This is a genomic window from Candidatus Clostridium stratigraminis (genome assembly GCF_045310675.1).
GTDB lineage: Bacteria > Bacillota > Clostridia > Clostridiales > Clostridiaceae > Clostridium_AT > Clostridium_AT stratigraminis.
The window spans coordinates 126,420-150,898 of sequence record NZ_JBJHZZ010000006.1; the positions used below are offsets into that span (position 1 = coordinate 126,420).

Consider the following 24,479-nt stretch of genomic DNA (forward strand, 5'->3'; position numbering starts at 1 on the left):
TTGTGTAATTCCTTTTCTTAATATTTCAAGATATTTTACTTAGAAGCAGCACGTATATAATCATAGAGTGAAATTATTTCATCATTATTTTTTATATACATTTCTTCTCTTCTAATATCTTTAAAAGCCTCTAAATCTGCAGAAGTTGTATTTTTTAATATATATTCAGCTAAGAGCTCAGCCGATAAGTTTTCTCTGCTTCCACAAGCTATAGTTGTAGTAATAATTAGCTTTTTGTCTGAAATTTCATAGATTAAAGCCTTTATATAATCCCTCAGATTTATGAATTTTTCTCCGCTCTTACTTTTTTTAATCATACCCCATTCTTTCTCATCTATTAAATTTTTTAGTTCAGACGAAAGTATGGAGGTATCATTATACCTTAAAGAAATTACATATTTTGCAGCATCAATAAGTGCCATTGCCTGAGGAATTTTCTTTTGATTTACTAAATCTTTTACTTTAATAGCCTCTATTAACTTAACACCTTCTGGAGCATTTTTATTAAAGACTTCCTTAATATAGGATGTAGCTACCTCCTCAGTTAAAACTATATCCATATAGTCTCCTGTAGAATACATTCCTACAGCTAGAGGCTGAGCAAGAGATATAGCCATATGTGGATTAAAGCCCCTAGAATATTCAATTGGAAGTGCAGCTCTTCTAATTACCCTTTGAATGGTCCTCATTAAATCCAAATGTGATACAAATTTTATTTGGCTTTCCTTACTGAACTTTATTAAATAACGCACCTTCAAAGCACTTCCCTTCTCTAAAGTTTACATTGACACCACAATTTGTGCACCCAAGTCTGCAATCTGGTGTAAGCATGCCTGATTTAGCCTTTTCATTTTCATTGATTAAGAATCTCTTATGGATGCCGATATCAATAAAGTCCCAAGGAAGTACTTCATCATAGCTTCGTTCCCTATAGGCATAAAATTCTCCATTAACATTACACTCTTCCATTGCTTCTTTCCAAAATTCAAAGTTAAAGTAATCAGACCAGCCATCAAATTTGGCACCCTTTTCAAAAGCCTTAATAAGCACCTCACAAAGCCTTCTATCGCCTCTTGCAAATATAGCCTCCATATAGCTTACTATGGATTCATGCCAATTATAGCTTATAGCTCTGCTTTTTATTGAATCTTTAATATCCCATATCTTTTCCTTTACAGCTTCCATTTTATCCTGTGGTGCCCACTGAAATGGAGTAAAAGGTTTCGGAACGAAAATTGAAGTGCTTAATGTTACCTTAAGTCCCTTATTTCTTATGTTTTTAGGAATTTTATAATACTCATCTACTACTTTTTCGCCAAGCTCAGCAATTCCTTTAACATCCTCAAGGTTTTCATAGGGAAGCCCTATCATAAAGTATAATTTTATGGTTGACCATCCTGCTTCAAAGGCACTCTTAACTGAATTAATTAAGTTTTCCTCCGTTACGCCCTTATTTATAACATCCCTCATCCTTTGTGATCCAGCTTCAGGAGCAAAGGTAAGGCCAGTTTTTCTAACCTTTTGAATCTCTTTAATTAAATCTACTGAAAAAGAATCTATTCTAAGGGACGGCAATGATACTCCAATATTTTTTTCTTTATATTTCAACACCATAGATTGAATTAAGTTTTCAATATCAGAATAATCACAAATGCTTAAGGAAGTAAGTGATACTTCTTCATAACCAGTATTGTTAATTAAATCCTCCACTTGTTCCATAAGCTTTGAGGTTGTTTTTTCTCTTACTGGTCTATAAATCATTCCTGCCTGACAAAATCTGCAGCCTCTAGTACATCCCCTAAAGGTTTCTAGCATGATTCTATCGTGGACAATATCTGTATATGGAACTATTAGTTTATCTGGAAATATGTTATTATCTAAATTGGTTATTATTCTCTTCTTAACCTTTGAAGGTACATCTTCATATAAGGGCTTAAATTCTTTTATTGTCCCGTCAATATTGTAGGTAACATTATAGAGACTCGGCACATATACCCCTTGAATTTTTGAAGCTGCCCTTAAAAACTCATCTTTACTTCTAGCTTTATAATTTTTATATAAATCAAGAATTTCATGAATAATTTCTTCACCCTCACCTATTACAAAAATATCTGCAATGTCATAGAGGGGCTCTGGATTATAGGCACAGGGACCTCCGCACATAATTATAGGATAACTGTCATCTCTTTTAGAAGCTCTAACAGGTATACCTGACAAGCTCAGCATATTTAAAATATTAGTATAGCTCATTTCATATTGAAGGGTGAACCCCAGAAAATCAAAATCTATTAGAGGATCTTTAGTTTCTAAGGTAGAAAGTGCTATATTATTTTCGCTCATAAGCTTTTCCATATCTGGCCATGGTGCAAAAGCTCTTTCACAATAAGTATCTTCTCTTTCATTTAAAACATAATATAGAATTTTACTTCCTAAATGGGACATTCCTACCTCATATACATCTGGAAAGCAAAAGGCATATCTTATATCGACTTTATTTTTATCTTTATTATAAGAATTAAATTCGCCACCAATATATCTAGCAGGTTTTTCAACCTTATATAATATATCATCAGTTATCTTATTCATTAGTTTTCCTCCTTTTTGTCGGAACACTGAGCAATTAAGCCCTCTCGCTCCGCTCGATAATTGCTCGTAAATGTCCATTTAGGACATTTACCTCCTTTTTGTGGTCACACTGAGTAGTTTAAGACTACTCGCTCCCGCTCGCAACACTGGGTAGTCTAGCTTGCCGATTACTCATCGGCAGACTACCCGTAGAAGCCCATTTAGGGCTTCTACCTCGTTAAAGCACATTTAGGGCTTTAACCTCCTAAAAAATCATCTTACATTATTATAAACCGACAATATATTTTAGCATATTTTTATAATAATAAAAAGCTTCCCTTCTAAATGTTTTCTTCTCTTATTTCTATAAATTCTTCTACTGCAATATTACCATAATGCTTTAAGGCTTCTACTAATTCTTCTTCGTATATTATATCCATTACCTTCATTTCATTATCTAGAACAGTAAGTATGTTATATTTATTCTTATCTACTATACTTAAAGCAGTTAAAAGATCCCACTTTATATGGATTGAAATGCTTTTATTTTCAATATAGCCATTTTTTAAAAATTTATATCTCTTCTTTACTATATCTCCCATTATTATATAGACTATCCTCCTTTTTTCCTTCCTTGAAGCGTAGATTATAAAAATTGAAATAATAATAAGATTTATATTAATAATAGAAAACTTTAATAAAACAATAAATGCAGCTAAGATTAATATACCTAGTGCCATGCTTATTTTAATGCACAATTCATTAGCCCGCCTGTAAATGGTTCTATAAATAAGAAGCGACCTTAATACTCTTCCCCCATCTAGGGGAAATGCTGGTATTAGGTTAATAAGTGCAATTGATAAATTCCCCTGCATTAAAATATAAATGTACTCACTTGGATACATAATATAAATTTTATATAAAGCAAGGAAGGCAATAAGATTAATGAAAGGTGCAGATAGTGAAATGATTATATCTTCTCTTGGAGAAGCTTCGTCTAAATCCTTAAGAGATAATCTAGTTCCAATAGGCAGGATTTCTATATCAAAGCCTGAAAAACCTAAAATAAGTGCAGTGATATAATGAACAATTTCATGGAAAAATACAATTAAAAAGGCCAGTAATAATTGACCTTTAAAGCCTATAAAAAATAGGAATAATATATATGGAATAAAGAACTTATTAATCCTAAACAAAAACTGCCTCCATAAAATTAATGCAACATTTAATTATTTGTAAGGTTTAAATACTCTTCAGGATTTAAATTTTCCCCCATGTATGATAATTCAAAATGCAAAAAGGAAGAAGCTGTTTTATTTGATGCTGCTATTTTTCCAATCACTTGCCCTTTAGTAATTGAATCTCCATTTTTAAATGCAATTTGATTTAATTTACTATATTTAGTTTCGATTCCATTTCCATGATCAATAATAATGTACTTTCCGTTTTTAACGTCTTCTCCAGTTTCCTTAATTTTTCCGCCGTATACTGAAAATATTTCTGTACCGTTTGGTACAGAAATATCTATTCCATCTTTTAAAACCTGATCTTTTGATATAGCTAATGTACCTGCTACTGGAGACATATAGTCAGTCTTAAGTGTCTCCTTAATTGTTTTTCCGCCAGTAATCTTGGTTTTAGCCGTATCCATCCAATCGGAAACTTTAGTTTCCAAGTCTTTCATATCTAGATCTTTAATATTACTTAATGCAGCTTCATAGTTAAAGCTATTATTTAGAAGTGATTTTGAATAGCTGTAAGCATATGTAGTTTGTGGGGTATGAACTATTTTACAGAGCAATACAAGTATAAATAATATAAATACTCCAATTAAGTCTCTCTGCAGTCTTTTTAAAAAGAAATTTCCATCTAAAGCAAATTTAGTTTTTTTGTTAAATCCATAACTATTGTTTTTTCTCCTGTTAACCATACCGTTGTAATAGCTTTCATATTGTGAATTATAGCTCCCCATTTTTACCTCCTGTATTTTGCACATAATGATTATTGATCATTGTACTCCTAGTATCTCTTATTCATTAAGGGCGACCGCTTCGCCAACGGGGCAGTTTGAAAGCACTCGCTCCCGCTCGTAAACTGCCCGTAGAAGCCCATTTAGGGCTTCGGCTCTGCCAACGGGGCAGTTTGAAAGCACTCGCTCCCGCTCGTAAACTGCCCGTAGAAGCCCATTTAGGGCTTCTACCTAATATATATTTTTAGGGATGCTATAATATGACAAAAAGATAGTACCGCTTCAGCTTATATTTAGTATATAAACTGAAGCGGTACTAACACATGTTATCTGTTCCTTAAAGCCTTTAAGAATATTTCAGCTGAGCCAATATTGGTAGCTAAAGGTATATGATGAACATCACATAATCTTAATAGTGCATTGACATCTGGTTCATGAGGCTGGGCAGTTAATGGATCTCTTAAAAAAATTACAAAATCCATGTTTCCTTCGGCCACTTTAGCACCAATTTGCTGGTCACCACCCATTGGGCCTGATAAAAATCTATGAACCTTTAGGTTAGCGGCTTCGGAAATAATCCTGCCTGTAGTTCCTGTTGCATAAAGTTCATGTTCCTTAAAAACCTCTTTGTTTCTTAAAACAAACTCAACAATATCTTCCTTTTTCTTGTCATGTGCAATAAGTGCTATTCTCATGTAACCCTCCTGTATTCCTCATAGGGACACAATAATTATTAATTATTGTGCCTCCTGTATTCCTAATAAGCACAATAATTGTTGTGCCTACAAATTTAGAAATTAATTTTCTTTTTCCTCATACCTATATTTAAAATTAATCCTATGGCAATAAAATTAGTTAAAATAGAACTTCCTCCATAGCTCATAAGTGGTAAGGTTATTCCTGTAATAGGCATAATTCCAATGGTCATGCCTATATTTTGAAGTATAGAAAATAGTGTGGTTGCAATAACCCCGGCACAAATTATGGATCCAAATATATCCTTTGAAGATCTGGCTATTTTTATAAATCTATAAATCAGTAAGCCATATAATAAAAGTAGACAAGCAGCACCTACTAAACCCCATTCTTCACCTACCACAGCAAAGATAAAATCTGTATGTGCCTCTGGAATAAATCCTCCTGATATTTGTGTACCCTTTAAAAAACCTTTGCCTAAAATTCCTCCAGAGCCTATTCCTGTTAGGGAAGAAAGGAGCTGCAGACCACTTCCAAGCTCATCTTTTGCTGGGTTTAAAAAAGACGTGAGCCTGTCCTTCCAATATAACTGCATTAAGGATGAATTCCAAACTATTGCAATTAATGCCACAACTGAGCCGATTCCACCAATAATGATCTTTAAATTGAGTCCAGCCATAAAGAATATACCGAGAACAACGAAGAAACATACCATGGTCATACCCATATCTGGCTGAATTACTATTAAAGCCATTGGAACTAAGGCATAAAAGCATAATGTAAGAAAGTTTTTAAGATTATTAATATTTCCTTCCATATCCTCTATTTTTTTAGCAAGCATAATTATCATTGCTATTTTGGCAAACTCAGAGGGTTGAATTCCGCGGTTGCCCAAGGCTATCCATGACCTTGCACCATTAGTTACCTTACCTAAGGTATCATTTATTAAAAGAAAGATAATGGAGGCCCAATAGATTAGGGAAGCATAGTTCATTATTATAGAATAATCAAATATTAATATAAAATATAAAATTGCCAGGCCAATTATGAGCCATATAATTTGAAGTTTTAAATAGGAAGTTCCAGTCTTAAGCCTAGTTGCACTATATATGTTTATTGCCCCAAAAAGCACAATAGTAATAGCAATAATAATTGACCATACATCTAATTCTTTCAAAAGCTTTCCTTTTATTTTTAACTTTTCAAGCATAAAATCCCTCCAATACAAAATACATTATAGCAATTTATAAAAAAAAAAGCTATTAGTAATATACTAATAACTTGTACATATATGTAACTTTTATATAAACTTTTATATCCTTTTTCTCATGTTTTTAATAGGTATACTCGCAACTAAGGCTGGTGATGAATTTTCGCCTGCCTCAGTCCTTGTAAGCTTAACATCAATGTCTCCATTATCTAATTCAGCGTATTTAAGTAAAACCTTTAAAATTTCTCCTTTTATTTCTTCAAGAAACTCAGGCGAAAAATCTTCTCTATCATGGATTAATATGAGTTGTAATCTTTCTTTAGCAACATCCTTAGGTGATGGTTTTGAAGAAAAAAATTTAAAAAGATCCATAATTATTCCCCCTATCTTGTTTTAAAGAAGATTTTCTTTATTGAAGATAAAAAACCACCTTCTTCATTATTTAGTGACAAGAGAGGTACTTCTTCTCCAGTTATTCTTCTAGCAATATTTTTAAAAGCCTGTCCTGAAAAAGCTTTATCATCCAAAACTATAGGTTCTCCTTTGTTAGTGGAAATAGTAACATTCTTGTCATCAGGTACAACTCCTAAAAGCTTCACTGCCAGACATTCTAAAATATCATTTATATCCAGCATATCACCCTTCTTTGTCATTTCATAATTTATTCTATTTATAACAAGTTCATGTCTATCTAATCCTTTTGCATCTAATTTGCCAATTACTCTATCTGCATCACGCACTGAAGTAAGCTCAGGGTTAACAACAACTACTGCTCTATCAGCACCAATTACAGCATTTTCAAAGCCCTGTTCAATGCCTGCTGGGCAATCTATAATAACATAATCAAACTCTTCCTTTAGTTGTTTAATTAGCTCTAGCATTTTGCTTGGTTCTACATCGTTTTTATCCCTTGTTTGTGCTGTAGGAAGTAAAAATAGATTATTAAATCTCTTATCTTTAATAAGCGCAGATTTAAGCCTGCATCTTCCTTCTATTATGTCAACTAAGGTATTCACAATTCTATTCTCAAGGCCCATAAGCACATCTAAATTTCTAAGTCCTGTATCACCATCTACAAGAACAACTTTTTTTCCCATAGCTGCAAGTGCAGTTCCTATATTTGCAGTGGTAGTGGTTTTTCCTACTCCACCTTTTCCTGAAGTTACAACAATAGCTTCTCCCATTTCAATTACCTCCATTAAATAAACTTGTTAAATAAGTATGGTTCAACAATGATATTATTTTCCTTTACCTTCGCTACCTCTGGATATTTTGGTTTCAATCCATCCTCTGGGGACCTAGTCATAATATTTGCTATCTGAAGTATTTCTGGCTGTAAGTTAAAAGCCGCAATCAAAGCTTTTTCATTACCTCCAAAGCCTGCATGTACATGTCCTTTTAAAGTACCAAGAACTATAACATTCCCAGCTGCATAAATCTCAGCTCCAGGATTGACGTCACCAATTATTACAATATTCCCAGAATAATTGATAGTCTGCCCGCCTCTAATAGTTTTTCTTATAAACTTTGTACGTCCTTCATAAATACCAGAAAAAACCTTATTAACTTTTTCTTCTCTATCTTCAAATATGCAGTCTTTAATTAAAAATTCTTCAAATAAAACATCCTTAAGTCTATTTAAATCCTTACTACTAATATACTTAAGATCAGTAGTTATTTTAAAAGTAGCCCCTCGATAAAACTTTTTGCCTTTACTTAATTTTTCAATTAAGGCTTCCAGCATATCGTCAAAATCTTTAAATTTATTCATATAGATAACAGCATATAAACCTTCTTTGTTTCCTTTTATTAATATTTTATCGTCCACCATAAAAACCTCCAAAGTAAGGGCTTAAAGTTATAATTCAACAAATTTTCTTAAAATCCTTCTATTAATCCAAAAATAATATAAAATAACCACAAAACCAAGTGTTTACATAACACTAAAGCTTTGTGGCTATTAAAACAATTATACTTATTTAATTGGTTGTGCAGCTACATCAAATTTAGGTTTATAACCCTCTGCATCAAGTTGAGTTTTAAAGTAAGCTTCATACATGGCTCTTGCAACTGGTGCAACAAAACCGCCGTGCCCTCCGTCGAAAACCATAATTGCAACTGCAATTTTAGGTTTATCAAATGGAGCAAACCCAACATAAACTCCATAGGAGGTTCTTCCTATATCATTTTGAATTTGACTAAAAGTGGCTGAACCTGTTTTACCTGCTGTATCAATAGGTAATCCATCAAATACACCTCTAGCTGTTCCATCTTCCCCTGTAACCGCATGCATGCCTGCCTTAACAGCATCAATTGTATTCTGCTTAATGCCCGTTTTCTCAAGCACCTCAGGCTTTTCCTGTTCAATTACTTTACCGCTGGGGTCCATGATTTTATCAACTAAATGCAGCTTATATCTATTCCCTCCATTAACTATGGTTGCAACATAATTAGCCAATTGAAGTGGTGTAAAATTATCCATACCTTGCCCAATAGAAGCATCATACATATTAAATGGCAGAGAACTTTGACCATAGCTATTTAAAGTAAGATCATACATGTCTGTGGCCAATAGATTAATAACATTTGTAGATATTTTCTTGTCTTTATATTGAGGATCTGCTGAGATTAATTGATTTAGAAGCCCACTATAGGTTTGCTTTATTAACTGATCTCTTTTTCCGGAATTATTCTTATATTCATCACTTATAAATCCACCATTTTTAGTGAAATCTAAAACTTTTGCCTTTATTTGAGCCTTAACGTCTATAACCTCTGTACTGTCATTTTTATTGTCATACAAATCTATTGGATCAAAATTAGATATTTTGTTCCCTTGACCCTTTTTTAATTCTTCCTCTATAGAATACCATGTATTTATAGCATAATTATTCTTTATAGATGTAGAATTAAATACTTGCCCATAATTGTCTCCTATTTCAATACCAGTTGTGGGATTAGCATTTGATTTTGGATCAGTTCCAAGTCCTAGCTTCCAGGCATATTTAGCTAATATATCATCATTATAGGTTTCTCTTAATTTCTGTCCAACCGTCATAAAATATGGGTTACTAGAAACAGCTAAAGCCCGAGTCAAATCTACCCAGCCATAACCTGGTCCATCATCATAAAAGGTTTTATGTGTGCCTTTATTATCATTAAATACTGAATGATCATCTACACTAAAGCTTGGTGTAATTACTCCTGATTCCAGTGCTGCAACAGCAGTTGCAGGCTTAAAGGTAGAACCTGGAGGCACTAGTGAAGATGTTGCATAGTTATAAAGATATTTTGGTACATAATCATATTTATCATATCTTTTATTTGTATTTGAATTAACAGGAAACAACTTATTGATTAAATCACTGCTTAAGCCTCTATCTTGACCATACTTTACATAGTCAGGGTTAAAGTATTTATTAAATACGTCAGTAGTTAACCCAGCAGGATTAGAAAAATCGTTAGGGTTGAATCCTGGTCTAGAAACAAGTGCAAGTACTGCCCCAGTATTTACATCAATAGCTACTGCTGCTCCTCTTGTTGCATTTTGAGTATTAACATCATTTTGTCTGCCAGCTTTTTGTAAGCTTGCCATGGTTTGATCCAGAGCTTTTTCTGCTGCATACTGCACATTTTTATCAATGGTAAGCTGAATAGTTTGTCCAGGAGAGGATTCACTGCTTCCTAGTTCCTCAATAACTCTTCCTTTTGTATTCAGCTTAACAATTGTTCCGCCTTTTGTTCCTTTTAATCTGTCTTCAAAAGCTGCTTCTATCCCTTGAACACCAATATAATCTGAGTTTACATCATAACCTCTTATATCATATTTATCACTGTTTGTTATTTTAGAAATATATCCTATAACAGAAGATGCAAGCTCACCGTAGGGATAGGTTCTCATTGGCTGCATATCTGTGTCTATACCTGGCATATCATTTAGCTTTTGTGCAAAAATAAAAGCGGTTTCCTTTTTAATATTACTTGCAATAGTTACTGGTTTATAACCAGAGAAGCTCTGCATCTTGATTGCATCTAAAACTAATAAATACCTTCTCTCAAGCTGCATCTCCTTATCTTTTGGAAGTTTTGTTTTGTCAACTTGACATTTAGTCATAAGCTTACTAAATAAATCATCTTTAACAGCTTGCTTCGAAGCCTTGCTATACTGTGTAAGTAAGTCTTTAAGTTCCGAATCTGCTGAGATTTTATATCTTGTGCTAATTCTATTTAAGGTATCGTCCGGACTCGTTTTATACTGTCCTATTATGCTTTTAAAAATGCCCTCAGGTGTCACCTTATACAGATTATTTACCATATAATCATAGGTTTGTTCCGGCGTAATCTTTAAAAGCAGTTCATCTATTTTATCTTTATCTTCAGCTGTTAACTTTCCTTTTTTATTCTTAAGCTCCGGTGTATTTTCAATTACATACTGATCAAGTCCCCTATCCTTCTTAAATCTTATTTCTTGAGCCTTTTTTGTGTCCTCATCTGTAGTATTAAATTCAAATCTATAAGGATTTATCTTAAGCTGTAAATCATCCTTCTGCACTTCCTTGTTGTCATCTAAAATTTTAAAGACACTATCCATTGTATCAAAAAAGCTTATACTGCTTTCATCTGTTTGTGTAAAGGTTAAATTGTAGCTTTGTACATTGGTTGCAAGTTTAGTTACTCCATCACTTGCCAAAATATTGCCTCTTGGAGCATTTTGCTGAAGCTCAGTAATGGCTTTTGTATTGGCCTTATCCTTATATTCAGCACCTTTAACAATTTGAAGGTATACCAATCTAGTAATAATACCAACAAAAACCAAAACTACTAAGGAGGTTAGCGCTGAATATCTATTAAATTTATTTTCTTTCTTTTTCATAACCCTTATTTTCTACCCTACCTTCCATCATAAAAGCTCCATTTTCTCTGCATATATTCCTTCTGACATAATTTATAAACTAATCTATACATCAATACAGCAATAACCATGTTATATAAACTGTTGAAAATAACTTTGCTAAAGGGCATATACGTGCTGTTGATATATAAAATTGAAAAAACTAAAACTCCTTTTACAAAGGATAATCCAAGTGAGGAAACAATAGGAATCAGTGCCTTCTCTTTAAATATACCTGAGCCTATTAATCCAGCTGCAACGCAAACAAGCATATTTGTAAAGCCATTTATGCCAAAGCCAGGGTAAAAATATAAATCCTGAAGAATTCCTGCAAATACTCCTAGCCATAGACCTTCAATACTTCCATTAATAATAGAATAGAGTATGCAAAAAGCTAGGAGTAAACTTGGGAAGTATCCTCTAATTGAGAAAAAAGGGACAAGTGTGTTATCTAAGATAAAAAGCAGCACACATATAAAAAATAAAGTTAAAACCTTTTTCATCTAAACCACCCTAATATTTTATATCTCTTACATCCTTTGGCACAACAACTAGTACTTGCTGTAATTTATTAAAGTCAACATAAGGCTTGATAATAGCATTTTTCATTATCTTCCCTTGATCTACTTCAATATCAGTTACCTCTCCGATTCTAATTCCCTTTGGATATAAGTTTCCAAAACCTGAAGTGAGTATTACATCACCCTTCTTAATTGCTGAATCTAAAGGAAGATAGTATAACTTTGCCAGTAAATTGTTGCTATCATCCTTGTAACCTTTTACTATACCATTTATCTCATTAGCAGATTCCACCATACCGCTTACTGCTATGTTTTCATTTGAAATTGATTGTATTATTGACCAATTACTTGCTGTAGAAGTCACTTGCCCAACCAATCCTGCTGCAGTAATAACTACCATACCCTTTTTAATATTATCCTTCTGACCCTTGTCAATTATAAATCCGTCTAAATAATTACCACCACTATTGCCTATAACATTACAGCCAATATAATTATATTCAGATCTCTGATTTTTAAAATTCAGGTCTTCTCTTAGTGTTTGATTATCCTTAATAGCAGAATTATATTCTACTAATTGGTTTTGTAATTTATCATTTTCTTGTTTTAATGCTTCATTTTCCTGTTTAACCTTTGTAAAATTAAAAACAAAAGTTAAAGAGTCCTTAATTACGCTGCCAGTTTTGCTAACTCCATACTGCATTTTATTAAATACTGTACCAACACCATTTTCAACAACTGAAACCTTATCCCTCTTGACACTATAACTAATTAAAATTAAAAAGGTAACTGACAGTACAACAATTGTTACTGCCAGTTTGTTCCTAAAGAATGACATATTTATCTTTTACTTACCTTATCAATATTGTCTAATGCTTTCCCCGCCCCTAAAGCTACACTATCAAGAGGAGATTCAGCAATGTGTACAGGCATATGGGTTTCGTGGTTGATTAATTTATCTAATCCTTTTAGTAAAGCTCCGCCACCTGCAAGCATAATTCCCTTATCCATAATATCTGCAGCAAGTTCTGGAGGGGTTTTCTCTAATGTTGTTTTAATTGCATCAATTATTGACTCAACTGGTTCTTTTAAAGCTTCTCTTACTTCTACCTCTGTTATTTCAAGTATTTTAGGAAGTCCGCTAATTAAGTCTCTACCTTTTATCTGCATTGAACCTTCATTTTCTGATGGGAAGGCTGAGCCTATTTCCATCTTAACAGCTTCAGCTGTTCTCTCACCAACAGCTAAATTATATTCCCTCTTTATGTAGCTAATTATTGCTTGATCTAGTTCATCTCCAGCTACTCTTAAAGACTTACTTGTAACAATTCCTCCTAGAGATATAACAGCCACCTCAGTAGTTCCTCCGCCAATATCAACAATCATACTTCCTGTTGGCTCATCAACTGGAAGTCCTGCTCCAATTGCAGCTGCCATTGGCTCTTCTAGTAAAAGAACATCTCTAGCTCCTGCTGACTTCGTTGCTTCATCTATTGCTCTTTTTTCAACCTCAGTAACTCCAGATGGGAAACATACTACTATTCTCGGACTAGTAAAAGCACTCTTTGGACTAGCTTTTTCAATAAATTTTTTAAGCATAGTTTGAGTTATATCAAAGTCTGCTATAACACCATCTTTAAGGGGTCTTATAGCAACAATATTTCCTGGAGTTCTTCCAATCATCTGTTTTGCTTCAAGACCAACTGCTAGCACCTTTTTTGTATCACAATTTATTGCCACAACAGATGGTTCCCTTAATAATATTCCTTTTCCCTTTACGTAAATTAGAGTATTGGCTGTACCTAAATCTATACCCATATCTTTTGATATTCCAAAAAATCCCATTTAATGTTCTCCTTTCAATCTACAAAATACCTTTTTCCTTTAAGCTTATATAAATGCCATTACCTATTATAATATGATCCAACATTTCGATTCCTAACAGCTTTCCACATTCACTTAACCTATGAGTTAAATTTATGTCTTCGCTGCTTGGTGTTGGATCACCAGAAGGATGGTTATGACTAACAATTATAGATGCGCAGCTTTTCTTCACTGCCTCATTAAAAACTTCTCTTGGATGTACAATTGAGGAATTAAGACTTCCAATTGAAACATCTCTAATACTTATCACAATGTTCTTTGTGTTAAGCAGAACAACCTTTAAACATTCCTGTTTTAAATTTCTCATACTTTCCATAAGAAGCATAGCAGCATCTTTAGGCTCACTGATCTTATACTCTTCACCTGATTTAAATGACTTAAACCTTTTCGAGATTTCAGCAAGTGCTATTAGCTGTGAGGCCTTAGCAGAGCCTATGCCTTTTAATTGTAAATAATCTTCGTAACTTGAAGTTAAGAGTCCATTTAATCCTCCTGACTCTTTTATAATCCTAGAGCTTAATTCTAGAATATTTTCATTTGAGGTTCCAGTTCTTAATATAATGGCTAGAAGTTCGTTATTACTTAGAGCCTCTACACCATACTTGAATAATTTTTCTCTAGGCCTTTCTGTATTAGGTAAATCCATAATTCTAAGTGGTCTTTCCATTTAATTAACTCCTTTACAGATTTACCCCCATATCCCCTAATAAAGAATATAATTTATTTATAGGTAACCCTACAACATTATAATAGCAACCATTAATTTTTTCAACAAAAATACCTCCATAACCTTGAATACCATATGATCCAGCTTTATCCATTGGTTCGCCGCTCTTAATATAGCCCTGTATTTGAGATTCGGAAAGCTTTGAAAAGTAAACCTCTGTACAAACACAATCCTGCACTATATTGTTTGTTTTAGTGTTTATTATGGAAATACCAGAATAAACATAATGACTGTTTCCACTTAGTGAAGTTAGCATTTTATAAGCCTCTTCTTCATTTTTAGGCTTTCCAAGAACCTTCTTATTGTGGTATACAATTGTATCACAACCTATAATTATATTAGCCGCATCGGTTTTACTGGCAACATCTTGTGCTTTTCCTAAGGATAAATTTTCTACATATTTTATACAATCACCATTAAAGGTAACGGAATCTTCATTAAAATCGCTTGCTATTACCTTGAAATCAGGAATTATTCTTTTTAATAGTTCCTTTCTTCTTTCGGAAGCAGATGCAAGTATTATAGACATAAAATCACATCCTTAGCTAAATTTTTCTATATAGTATTATTGCCAATATAATACCAATTATAGTCATTAAGCTTATATTGAAATTTATGCCAAAGGAAATACTTAATATTTTTAAGTCAAGTACTAAAGGATTCTTTGTGCCAATATTATAAGCATTTTTTAGAAGAGATAGATACTTAATGTTGCTTCCAAGTAAGTCTCCAATTAAACTTCCACATATGGCACCTAAAATTATAATAAAAAATAAAAAACTTTTACTTTTTTCTGAACCCCTCATTAATAATCCCCTGCCTTTATTTATCTTTTATAGTTTATCATTTAATAAAAGTGTAAACAAGTATTTAGTACATTATTTATAATTTGTTAAGAAATAAATAATGTATTGTCAAAAAATAAAAAAACATAAAAAAAGCTAGAATATATAAAATATTTTATCTGTGTATATTACTTTATACTCAATACACATATTTTATATATTTTCGCTAAATTTCATGTTCTAAATTCTGATTTTAACTATTTGCTTGTAAGCTTTTTTAATAAGTTATAAATATATATTTCAATATTTACAGTATTTTCATTATTTAAGTCCTTTGGAAGAGCATTAATGTGTGTTTTATAGTCCTCAAGAATTACTTTATTTACATCCTTGGAATCCACTTTTTCTAGACTATTAGTCCAATTTTTTAAATCATCAGTTTGGATAGATTTTATGCCTTTATCAGAAAGTTTATTAATAATCTCCAGCTCTGCATTCACAATTGCAGCTATTTCTTCGCTGCATAAATTATCTGATTTTAATTCAAAGGTAATTTTTGAATTATCTATATTCTTAGTTTTGAGATTATTAATTACTTTTAAACTTTCACTTTCATTATATATACCTAATAAAACTCTTGTACCATCTTGGTCCTGTATGGTAAATGGAGTTCCATAATCTATAAAAAGCTTTTTTTCTTTTTCAATATTTTCAGCTTTAGCAAATTTCCCGCCTTGAATAACTATAAATTTACTTGATTTAGTTTCCGTTTTATTAACTGCACCTACATCACTGCTTGCTGGAGGGGCTATATTGGCCACTGATGCCTTTTTCATAAAAAGATTTGAAATAAAAGTTCCAAGCAAAAAAGCCGTTAGCAAAACTGATAACATAACCAAAATAATTATTGTGTTTTCAGATTTCTTTCTTCTTAAATCATATCTTGTGTATTTCATGGTTTACCTCCACTTTTAAAGTTTCAAATTAAAACCCTATATAATACTATTTTTAAAAGTGGATTTTTATGATAAAAAAAACTCGGCAAAATTTGCCGAGAAGAAAAAATTAATTAACTCTTCTTGCACCTGCATATCTAGATGCATAGTAGCCTTCAGAAAGACTGCTAACTGTAACACCGGTTCGAGAATTTGCTGCGTGTATAAAATTACCGCCGCCAACATATATTCCTACATGTGAAACTGAACCATATGTGTTAAAAAACACTAGATCTCCTGGTGCTAAATTACCTTTGCTTACTGATTGACCACTACCAAACTGGGTTCCAGTGTAGTGACCGAGTCCAACACCAAATGCTCTATAGACATAAGCTGTAAAGCCTGAACAATCAAACGCGTTAGGTCCTGATGCTCCCCATACATATGGTTTCCCTAAAAACTTATATGCATAAGAAACTACACTGCTGTTTCCTGCTGAAGCTGGAGCACCGCCAGTTATTCCACTGCCGCCGCCTCTGCTTAAGGTTTTGCTTTTTGTGGAACTGGTTTTTTGTTCAGTTTTTTGTGGGACTTTAATTACCTTGTCCGTATTTAAGCTTGCTGATCGAACAACCACGCTTGGCTGATCTTTGATAGCTGCGTCTGCCTTAACGATATATCCGTTAAACCTGGCAGAAATACCAAACGCCACTAAAGCTGCCGCAAATAATAGCGGTTTGGCTATAGAGTACTTCATTTGTTTCCCCCCTTCTGTTTGCTTCCGGAGTTAGCTGACGGGTTCGGGTGAAGGTTCCCTACTGATAAGACTTATAACATACATTCATGTCATTCCTAACTGGATAATACCTAGTTTTCTATATATTATAGAAATCAGATTAACCCCTGCATATATTGGTTCCTCCGTACCCATTTTTTGTAAAAATAGGATTCAGCTCTTAATCATTATATTACTATTACTGCTGCTATGTCAATGTTTGTTATTAAATTAACAGCTTTAACCATGATATTTTAAAATTATCATATCCATATCTTCTCCTGATATGTTGAAAAAATCCTTTGAAACTCTTAGCTTTTTAAAATCATTTTTCTTCCAAAAATTAAAAATATCTATATCTTTCTCACAAACCCCGGCAAAAAAATCAAATATACCTAGCTCTATATTAAAATATTTAATCATAGCCTTAATAATTTTGCTGCCAATGCCTTTATCTCGAAAGTCTTTGTCTAATAAATAATACCACAGCCAAACTTCATTAATATTTTTTATTTCAATTCTGCCTTTAATTACACCAATCAAATTATCTTGAGCTTTAATTTTTAAGAAAAATTCATTTTCACTAACATAATATTCTAAAAATCTTTCATAAAAGTCTTTAAACATTAGAGGTTTTTCGTTCTCACTATTTATATATTGATTATTTATCCAATGCTGTACTAATATAATATCCTCTTTTTCTATACTAGAAACAGATATATCTTCTATATAAAAATCTACATCAAACATAAATTCACCTCGCATCAATAAATTAATTCTACACAATGAAGTAAAATCCTTTTTTAAAAATAAAATATTGGCATACATATGAGTTATTACTTATTAATATAAATTAAATGGCAGCCATATGACTAATTTAAAAATTAATCATATAGCTGCCATTATTATTTTACTTGGTGCAGAAGACGGGACTTGAACCCGTACGGTCTCCCACACGCCCCTCAAACGTGCGCGTCTGCCAATTCCGCCACTCCTGCATATTAGTAATCTTTAGTTAGATTACATCAGTTATTATACTACCTCCTTTGCTAATTCGTCAATAATAATTTCAACTATTCAAATACAAGAAATTACTTTGTGATGATTTCTTGCTATTCCTCATTTAATAATATATTAATTGAATACTATGTAAAAAGGCGGAAAGTAATTTATCTAATAATTTTCTTTCCACCTACACTTATTTTGTAACATCATTTGTAAATTTATTTTTATATAAAAATTTATAAATATTATAATTTACCTTTACCCTCTTAATATATTTGTCAGTCTCTTTAAAGGGTATATAATGTAAATTCACGCCGTCGCTTGAATGTTCCGAATCAGCTAACCACTTTTCAACATTTCCTCTTCCACCATTATAGGCTGCCAAAACTAAATCCATATTCCCATTAAATTCTTTTTTTAAGTTATCCAAATACCAACAGCCCATATTAATATTATAATCTGGATCAAAGAGCTTTTCATTTTTATAATTATTAAGCTTCATTTCTTTTGCTGCCCACTCAGCTGTATCCGGAGTTATTTGCATTAAACCATAGGCACTTTTAGAAGAAAGGGCTCTTGGTTTATAGTTACTTTCAGTTTTTATAACTGCAGAAATTAGATAAGGATCTAAATTGTATTTTCTTGAATAATTATTAATAGAATCTACATAATTTAGAGGAAATAGAGTTTTTGCAATATTGCTAAACTCAACAATTAGAATTACAAGCAGTATTATAACAAATACAGTAAACAGACCTCTATGTTTCATATTTTACCTCTGAACAATATATTTCTTTCAAAACCTTATCTATTTGATTCTTCGTAGCCTCAATACTGCTTCTATTATCAATTATAAAGTTAACATACTTTTTTTTATCCTCTAGTGGTATTTGGGCATTTATTCTGTTTTTTACATCACCTAAATTTAAATTGTCACGCTTAAGAGTTCTCTCTATTTGCGTATTTACGTCTACCCAAACTAAAATATTTAAATCCATAGCCTTATATAGACCTGTTTCAATTAGTGTGGGAGCATCAACAATGCACATTTTAAAACCTTCAATCTTGTACTTTTCAATTTTTAAATATATCTCTTTAATAATATAAGGTATAGTTAATGCTTCTAATTTTAATTTTCCTTCAGGATTATTAAAAACGAAGTTACCCAGTTCTCTTCTTTTAAGAAGGCCTTTAGCATCAAAAAATTCAGAGCCAAATTCCTTCCTAATATTACTGATAACTTCAGGGTAAAGTATTAATATGTCTCTTGATATAATATCCGCATCAATAATGGGTATCCCTTTTTCTTTTAGAAAATTAGACACTGTGCTTTTACCGCTTCCTATGCCGCCGGTTAATCCTACTTTTATCATAACTTCACCTAATTAAATTTATTTGGCATCATACCAATCCTTACCGACATTTATATCTACTTCAAGTGGAACTTTTAGATCAGCAACATTTTCCATTTCTGTCTTAACTAAGGCTTCTACTTCTTTTAATTCATCTTTATATACGTTAAGAATAAGCTCATCATGGACTTGTAAAATTAAGGTGCTTTTTAATTTTAAGTTTTTTAATTTCTTTGCTACATTAATCATAGCAAGTTTTATTATATCTGCTGCACTTCCTTGAATTGGTGTATTCATTGCAAGCCTGTCACCTAATGCTTTAACTATTTTATTGGATGCATTAACCTCTCTTATATACCTTCTTCTGTTTAGAATTGTGGTTACATAAGAATTAACCTCAGCACTATGAACTATATTAGTCATATACTTTTTAACACTTGGATATCTTTCAAAATAAGTATCAATATAAGATTTTGCTTCTTTTTTTGATATTTTTAAATCTTTAGCTAGACTAAAATCACCAATACCATATACTATTCCAAAGTTAACAGCCTTTGCTCTACTTCTCATAAGAGGAGTTACTTCATCTAGAGGAACCTTAAATACCTCAGAAGCAGTTTTAGTATGAATATCCTTATGGTTAATAAAGGCGTTAATCAAATTTTCATCCTCTGCAATATGTGCAAGTACTCTTAACTCTACTTGGGAATAGTCTGCAGAAAGTATTACACAGTTTTCATTGTTTGGAACAAACACTTTTCTTATTTCTCTTCCCATTTCATATTTTATAGGAATGTTCTGAAGGTTTGGTTCAGTGCTGGATAACCTTCCTGTAGTAGTTACAGTCTGATTAAAGCTGCTGTGAATTTTTCCATCACTATCAATAACTGCCTTTAAGCCTTCTACATAAGTAGAATGCAATTTAGTAAGCTGCCTGTACATAACAATTTTTTCAATTATAGGATGCTTATCGTACAGCTCTTCAAGAACTTCCGCATTGGTAGAATAACCTGTTTTAGTCTTTTTGACTATAGGCAGGTCTAATTTTTCAAATAATATTTTACCAAGCTGTTTTGGAGAAGAAATATTAAATTCCTCATCAGCTAGTACATATATTTCCTTTTGAACGAGTTCTATTTCATTTTTAAATCTTATTCCTAGGTCATTAAGCTTTTCACCATCAACCATGAAGCCTTCTGCTTCCATATCAGCTAAAGCCTCAGATAAGGGCTGCTCCAGCTTATATAATAGCTCTTCCATATTGTATTCCTTGATCTTTTCTTTAAGCAAAATGACAAGTTCTTCAAGACATTCAGTTTCTTCTACTAAGCTTTCAAATTCATCTCCTTGAATATCTCTTTGCAAATATTCCTGTAGTAAAGTTTTTAATTCATAGTCGCCTCTTGAGGAGTCAATTAGATAGGCTGCAATTTTAGTGTCAAATTCTACACCCTTTATTTTAATTCCTAATTTACTTAGAAGCATAAAGGCTATCTTATTATCATGGCCGAATTTAAATATATTTTCATTCTCGAAAATTTTCTTAAGCAGCTTCACAGTAAGGGTTTTATCTTTAGAAAAAAGTGAATTTATATCTAGAACATAGTTTCTATGATTTAAATTAAGGAAGATTCTGTTAATATTGCTCTTTGAATAAATATTTAGATTCTCTGCTTCAAAATTCATATATAAATTGTCTTGAGCATTTTTAACTAGAGATTCCAAGTCATTTACACTATCAATAACCTCATACTTAATTTCTCTTTTTATAGTTTCATTACTTTTATGTGAATTATTAGCTTCAAGGGGCAATTTATCTAATAGAGTTTTGAATTGAAGCTTAAAAAACATTTGCCTCAGACCATTTATATCTAAATTATCTTTTGATTTAATGGAATCTAAATCAACGTCTATAGGTACATTAGTAATAATTGTTGCCAGCTTTTTACTAAAAATTGCTTGTTCACTAAAATCTATTAGATTCTGCTTTATTTTATTACCAGAAACCTTATCAATATTTTGCAGTACATTTTCTACACTTCCAAATTGCTGTATTAATTTAAAAGCAGTTTTTTCACCAATACCTGGTACGCCAGGTATGTTATCTGAGCTATCACCCATAAGCCCTTTTACATCTATAAATTGTGCAGGTGTAACACCAAGTTCTTCTATCATCCTATTTTTATCATATACTTCTTTTTCTGTCATTCCCTTTTTAGTTATTACAACTTTAATATCCTCAGAGGCTAGCTGCAATGCATCTCTATCTCCAGTTATTACAAAGACCTCTATGTCCTTCTTTTCTGCAAAACTAGCTAAGGTTCCTATAAGATCATCTGCTTCGAAGCCATCTATTTCAAAAATATCTATAGCAAGAAGTTTAAGAAGCTCTTTTAAAGTAGGAAATTGCTCAGCAAGCTCCCCCGGCATAATTTTTCTTCCTGCTTTATAATCCTTATACTCCTCATGTCTAAAAGTAGGTGATTTCCTATCAAAGGTACAAACTATATAATCAGGTTTAATTTCCTCTTTAATCTTAAACAGCATATTTAAAAATCCATATAGTGCATTTGTATGCAGACCTTCAGTATTCGTCAGAGGAGGTAGGGCATAAAAAGCTCTATTCATCAAGCTGTGACCATCTAATATTACCAACTTATCTTTTGCCATGTAATCGCCTCCATTATCTCTTATTAATTTCTATATTATAATTTTCAATATTTCTTTTTAATATATTAAAATCCTCACTTGGAAATTTACTTAAGAGCTCCTTTAATATTTCAAAAGCACATATATTTTCTAAAATTATCGATGCAGGCACTACTGCACAGACATCAGATCTCTCATATCTACTTTTCATGTTTTTCTTATGTTTTAAATCTATTGTATTTATATCCTTTCTAACTGTTGGAATTGGCTTCATATATGCTTTTATTTCTATATCCTCCCCATTAGAAACACCAGCTTCAATTCCACCAGCATTATTGGATTTCCTCTTAATGCTTCCATTTTCATAAAAAAGTTCATCATTGAAATTTGAGCCTTTTAATGAAAGATTAAGTCCATTTCCAAACTCTAAGGCTTTAATACCCTGCAGCGACATTATTGCTCTGCTTAAAATTCCATCAAGCTTATTATCCCATTGGGTATAGCTTCCAATTCCTATAGGTACGCCTTTTATTGATAGAAAAATACTTCCTCCAATAGTTTCTCCTGCTGTTTTACAAATATCAATTTCTTTCTTTATTCTTTCCTCTATTTCTTTATTATAACATCTTACTTCGCTTTCTTCTATTTTTTCATAGTTCTTATTATCAAACAAGTAGGTACTTACATCATAAATATTTCCTATACTGTTTACTTTACTTCTTACAATAATATTTAATTGTCTAAGCATATCCTTACAAAGGGCCCCAACAGCCGTTCTCATTGCGGTTTCCCTTGCAGAAGTTCTTTCTATTACATCTCTTATATCTCCGGTATTATATTTAAGATATCCAACTAAGTCTCCATGGCCCGGCCTAGGTATTGTAATAACCTCATTTCCATTTGCCCTTTTACCTAGTTTTTCCTTCCAGTTTTCATAATCTTTATTATATATAATCATGGTTAAAGGATTTCCAGTAGTATAAATTCCTCTAATTCCAGACCAAATCTCTACCTTATCGTTTTCAATGGACATCCTGCCTCCTCTTCCATAGCCACCTTGTCTTCGTTTTAATTCATTATTTATGTAATCTGTATCTATATTAAAATTGGAAGGCAGCCCTTCAATTACAGCCACTAAGGCTTTACCATGGGATTCACCTGCGTCTAAATACTTTAACATATTTACCTCCTTGTTTGTTTACAAATTACTAAGCTTTAATTTTCAGCTTACTTTAAATTTATAGTAAAATGAAGCCTATTAGGCTTCATTTAAAATATACTTAAATCTAATTCTCGTGATAACTCCGCTAAAACCTTAATACCAGCAACACTATTTCCTTTTAAATCAAGTGCAGGTCCATAAACCCCGATACCCATTCTACCTGGAACTGCAGCTAAAATCCCCCCACCAACTCCGCTTTTTGAAGGAACTCCAACTTCAACAGCATATTCTCCGGAAGCATCGTAAAGACCACAGGTTACCATAATTGTTTTTACAATTCTAGCAACATTTCTTGGTACAACTTTTTCTCCACTCCAGGGTAGTATACCATCATTTGCAAGTACTGCTCCTATTTTAGCTATATCCTTACAGGTAGCTTCTATAGAGCATTGTTTAAAATAAACATCAAGAACATCTTCTACCTCAGGTTCGATAACTCCCATACTCTTCATAAAATAAGCTAATGCTCTATTTCTATCACCAGTAATTTTTTCAGATTTATAAACCTCTTCATTAAAATCTATAGTAGGATTTCCAGTAATTTTTCTTGTAAAGTTCAAAATTCTATCAAAGGTATCCTGTCTAGTTTTTCCTGATATCAAGGAAACTGCAGCTATAGCACCCGCATTAATCATAGGATTAAGGGGCTTTTGAATCTTCTTTGTTTCTAAATTAATTATAGAATTAAATGCATCGGCCGTTGGTTCAACACCTACTTTTGAAAACACCCTATCTCGGCCATTATCAATTAAAGCTAACATTAAGCTAATAATTTTAGAAATGCTCTGAATTGAAAACTTTGTATTATAATCTCCTGCAAAGTGTTCTTCCCCTTCTAGGGTTATCACTGAAATCCCAAGAGCATCGGGATTTGCCTTTATAAGTTCAGGTATATAGGATGCTACTTTCCCATTTATAGTAAAATGTCTATTATTCTCGATTATTGCTTCTAATAGTTTGTTCATTGCTGCCTCCACATTTTATAAATTAACCTTTAATTCCTCATTATTTTACATTAAATCTGTAATATAATAAAGACCTTTGTATTATTTTATTTAAATTAAAGATGACTACTAAAATATTTTATTGATTTTTTTATGAAGCTATGTTAATATAAGTAATGTAATTTTGCCGGTGTGGCGGAATGGCAGACGCACATGACTCAAAATCATGCGGGAAACCGTGCCGGTTCGAGTCCGGCCACCGGCACCATAAAAAGGGGCTGTTGCACAACTAACTAAATAGTTAGCTGCGCAGCAGCTCCCTTTTTGCTTAGAAAGTTAAAATGCGGTG

Annotated in this window: 24 protein-coding genes, 2 tRNA genes and 1 riboswitch; of the genes, 1 reads left to right on the forward strand and 25 read right to left on the reverse strand. The window is 32.3% G+C overall.

Annotated elements, in window-relative coordinates; translation table 11 throughout:
- Positions 1–35 precede the first annotated feature (35 nt).
- The 25 genes from ACJDUG_RS10800 to glsA form a co-directional block, all read right to left on the reverse strand.
- On the reverse strand, positions 36–752 hold the full coding sequence (locus ACJDUG_RS10800; protein ID WP_406769928.1) for a TIGR03936 family radical SAM-associated protein: 717 nt from the start codon (positions 750–752) through the stop codon (positions 36–38).
- Positions 727–2,586 (reverse strand): TIGR03960 family B12-binding radical SAM protein, encoded by a 1,860-nt coding sequence (locus ACJDUG_RS10805; RefSeq protein ID WP_406769898.1) that lies wholly within the window; start codon positions 2,584–2,586, stop codon positions 727–729. The genes ACJDUG_RS10800 and ACJDUG_RS10805 overlap by 26 nt, the downstream gene beginning before the upstream one ends.
- A 320-nt stretch (positions 2,587–2,906) precedes the next feature.
- Entirely contained in the window at positions 2,907–3,761 is an 855-nt protein-coding gene (locus tag ACJDUG_RS10810; protein ID WP_406769899.1) for a M50 family metallopeptidase, read from the reverse strand.
- Between the two features lie 29 nt (positions 3,762–3,790).
- Complete coding sequence (locus ACJDUG_RS10815) at positions 3,791–4,537, reverse strand: peptidoglycan DD-metalloendopeptidase family protein (protein ID WP_406769900.1); 747 nt, start codon at positions 4,535–4,537, stop codon at positions 3,791–3,793.
- Between the two features lie 323 nt (positions 4,538–4,860).
- Positions 4,861–5,229 (reverse strand): methylglyoxal synthase, encoded by a 369-nt coding sequence (mgsA, locus tag ACJDUG_RS10820; protein ID WP_406769901.1) that lies wholly within the window; start codon positions 5,227–5,229, stop codon positions 4,861–4,863.
- Between the two features lie 95 nt (positions 5,230–5,324).
- Positions 5,325–6,440 (reverse strand): rod shape-determining protein RodA, encoded by a 1,116-nt coding sequence (gene rodA / locus ACJDUG_RS10825; RefSeq protein ID WP_406769902.1) that lies wholly within the window; start codon positions 6,438–6,440, stop codon positions 5,325–5,327.
- A 102-nt stretch (positions 6,441–6,542) separates the two neighbouring features.
- Entirely contained in the window at positions 6,543–6,812 is a 270-nt protein-coding gene (gene minE, locus ACJDUG_RS10830) for a cell division topological specificity factor MinE (RefSeq protein WP_406769903.1), read from the reverse strand.
- An 11-nt stretch (positions 6,813–6,823) separates the two neighbouring features.
- Positions 6,824–7,624 (reverse strand): septum site-determining protein MinD, encoded by an 801-nt coding sequence (gene minD / locus ACJDUG_RS10835; RefSeq protein ID WP_406769904.1) that lies wholly within the window; start codon positions 7,622–7,624, stop codon positions 6,824–6,826.
- 14 nt (positions 7,625–7,638) lie between these two features.
- The gene (gene minC / locus ACJDUG_RS10840; protein ID WP_406769905.1) at positions 7,639–8,271 is read right to left on the reverse strand and encodes a septum site-determining protein MinC; all 633 of its coding nucleotides are present in this window, start codon (positions 8,269–8,271) and stop codon (positions 7,639–7,641) included.
- 144 nt (positions 8,272–8,415) lie between these two features.
- Positions 8,416–11,313 (reverse strand): penicillin-binding transpeptidase domain-containing protein, encoded by a 2,898-nt coding sequence (locus ACJDUG_RS10845; protein ID WP_406769906.1) that lies wholly within the window; start codon positions 11,311–11,313, stop codon positions 8,416–8,418.
- Positions 11,314–11,330: 17 nt separating this feature from the next.
- Entirely contained in the window at positions 11,331–11,834 is a 504-nt protein-coding gene (gene mreD / locus ACJDUG_RS10850; RefSeq protein ID WP_406769907.1) for a rod shape-determining protein MreD, read from the reverse strand.
- 10 nt (positions 11,835–11,844) lie between these two features.
- Positions 11,845–12,690 (reverse strand): rod shape-determining protein MreC, encoded by an 846-nt coding sequence (mreC, locus tag ACJDUG_RS10855; RefSeq protein WP_406769908.1) that lies wholly within the window; start codon positions 12,688–12,690, stop codon positions 11,845–11,847.
- A 2-nt stretch (positions 12,691–12,692) separates the two neighbouring features.
- Positions 12,693–13,697, reverse strand: coding sequence for a rod shape-determining protein (locus tag ACJDUG_RS10860; RefSeq protein ID WP_406769909.1), 1,005 nt, complete (start codon positions 13,695–13,697; stop codon positions 12,693–12,695).
- A gap of 19 nt (positions 13,698–13,716) precedes the next feature.
- A complete protein-coding gene (gene radC / locus ACJDUG_RS10865) occupies positions 13,717–14,403 on the reverse strand; it encodes a RadC family protein (RefSeq protein ID WP_406769910.1) in 687 nt (228 codons plus the stop codon).
- Between the two features lie 13 nt (positions 14,404–14,416).
- Positions 14,417–14,992, reverse strand: a complete 576-nt coding sequence (locus tag ACJDUG_RS10870; RefSeq protein ID WP_406769911.1) for a Maf-like protein — start codon at positions 14,990–14,992, stop codon at positions 14,417–14,419.
- 16 nt (positions 14,993–15,008) lie between these two features.
- A complete protein-coding gene (locus ACJDUG_RS10875) occupies positions 15,009–15,269 on the reverse strand; it encodes a DUF4321 domain-containing protein (RefSeq protein ID WP_406769912.1) in 261 nt (86 codons plus the stop codon).
- A gap of 236 nt (positions 15,270–15,505) precedes the next feature.
- Entirely contained in the window at positions 15,506–16,204 is a 699-nt protein-coding gene (locus ACJDUG_RS10880; protein WP_406769913.1) for a hypothetical protein, read from the reverse strand.
- 109 nt (positions 16,205–16,313) lie between these two features.
- Positions 16,314–16,940, reverse strand: coding sequence for a C40 family peptidase (locus ACJDUG_RS10885; protein ID WP_406769914.1), 627 nt, complete (start codon positions 16,938–16,940; stop codon positions 16,314–16,316).
- A 4-nt stretch (positions 16,941–16,944) separates the two neighbouring features.
- A riboswitch (cyclic di-AMP (ydaO/yuaA leader) is annotated at positions 16,945–17,148 on the reverse strand.
- A 50-nt stretch (positions 17,149–17,198) separates the two neighbouring features.
- Complete coding sequence (locus tag ACJDUG_RS10890) at positions 17,199–17,708, reverse strand: GNAT family N-acetyltransferase (protein WP_406769915.1); 510 nt, start codon at positions 17,706–17,708, stop codon at positions 17,199–17,201.
- A gap of 165 nt (positions 17,709–17,873) precedes the next feature.
- Positions 17,874–17,956, reverse strand: a tRNA-Leu gene (locus ACJDUG_RS10895).
- Between the two features lie 200 nt (positions 17,957–18,156).
- Positions 18,157–18,732: a lytic transglycosylase domain-containing protein gene (locus tag ACJDUG_RS10900; RefSeq protein WP_406769916.1), complete on the reverse strand. Its 576-nt coding sequence runs from the start codon at positions 18,730–18,732 to the stop codon at positions 18,157–18,159.
- The gene (coaE, locus tag ACJDUG_RS10905; protein WP_406769917.1) at positions 18,722–19,336 is read right to left on the reverse strand and encodes a dephospho-CoA kinase; all 615 of its coding nucleotides are present in this window, start codon (positions 19,334–19,336) and stop codon (positions 18,722–18,724) included. The genes ACJDUG_RS10900 and coaE overlap by 11 nt, the downstream gene beginning before the upstream one ends.
- An 18-nt stretch (positions 19,337–19,354) precedes the next feature.
- Positions 19,355–21,985 carry a DNA polymerase I gene (gene polA / locus ACJDUG_RS10910; protein WP_406769918.1) on the reverse strand — a complete coding sequence of 877 codons (2,631 nt, stop codon included), beginning with the start codon at positions 21,983–21,985 and terminating at the stop codon, positions 19,355–19,357.
- A 13-nt stretch (positions 21,986–21,998) separates the two neighbouring features.
- Positions 21,999–23,144 (reverse strand): chorismate synthase, encoded by a 1,146-nt coding sequence (gene aroC / locus ACJDUG_RS10915; RefSeq protein ID WP_406769919.1) that lies wholly within the window; start codon positions 23,142–23,144, stop codon positions 21,999–22,001.
- Positions 23,145–23,233: 89 nt separating this feature from the next.
- Positions 23,234–24,151, reverse strand: a complete 918-nt coding sequence (glsA, locus tag ACJDUG_RS10920; protein WP_406769920.1) for a glutaminase A — start codon at positions 24,149–24,151, stop codon at positions 23,234–23,236.
- 165 nt (positions 24,152–24,316) lie between these two features.
- Here glsA and ACJDUG_RS10925 point away from each other — a divergent pair.
- Positions 24,317–24,398 (forward strand) — tRNA-Leu (locus ACJDUG_RS10925).
- Positions 24,399–24,479 lie beyond the last annotated feature (81 nt).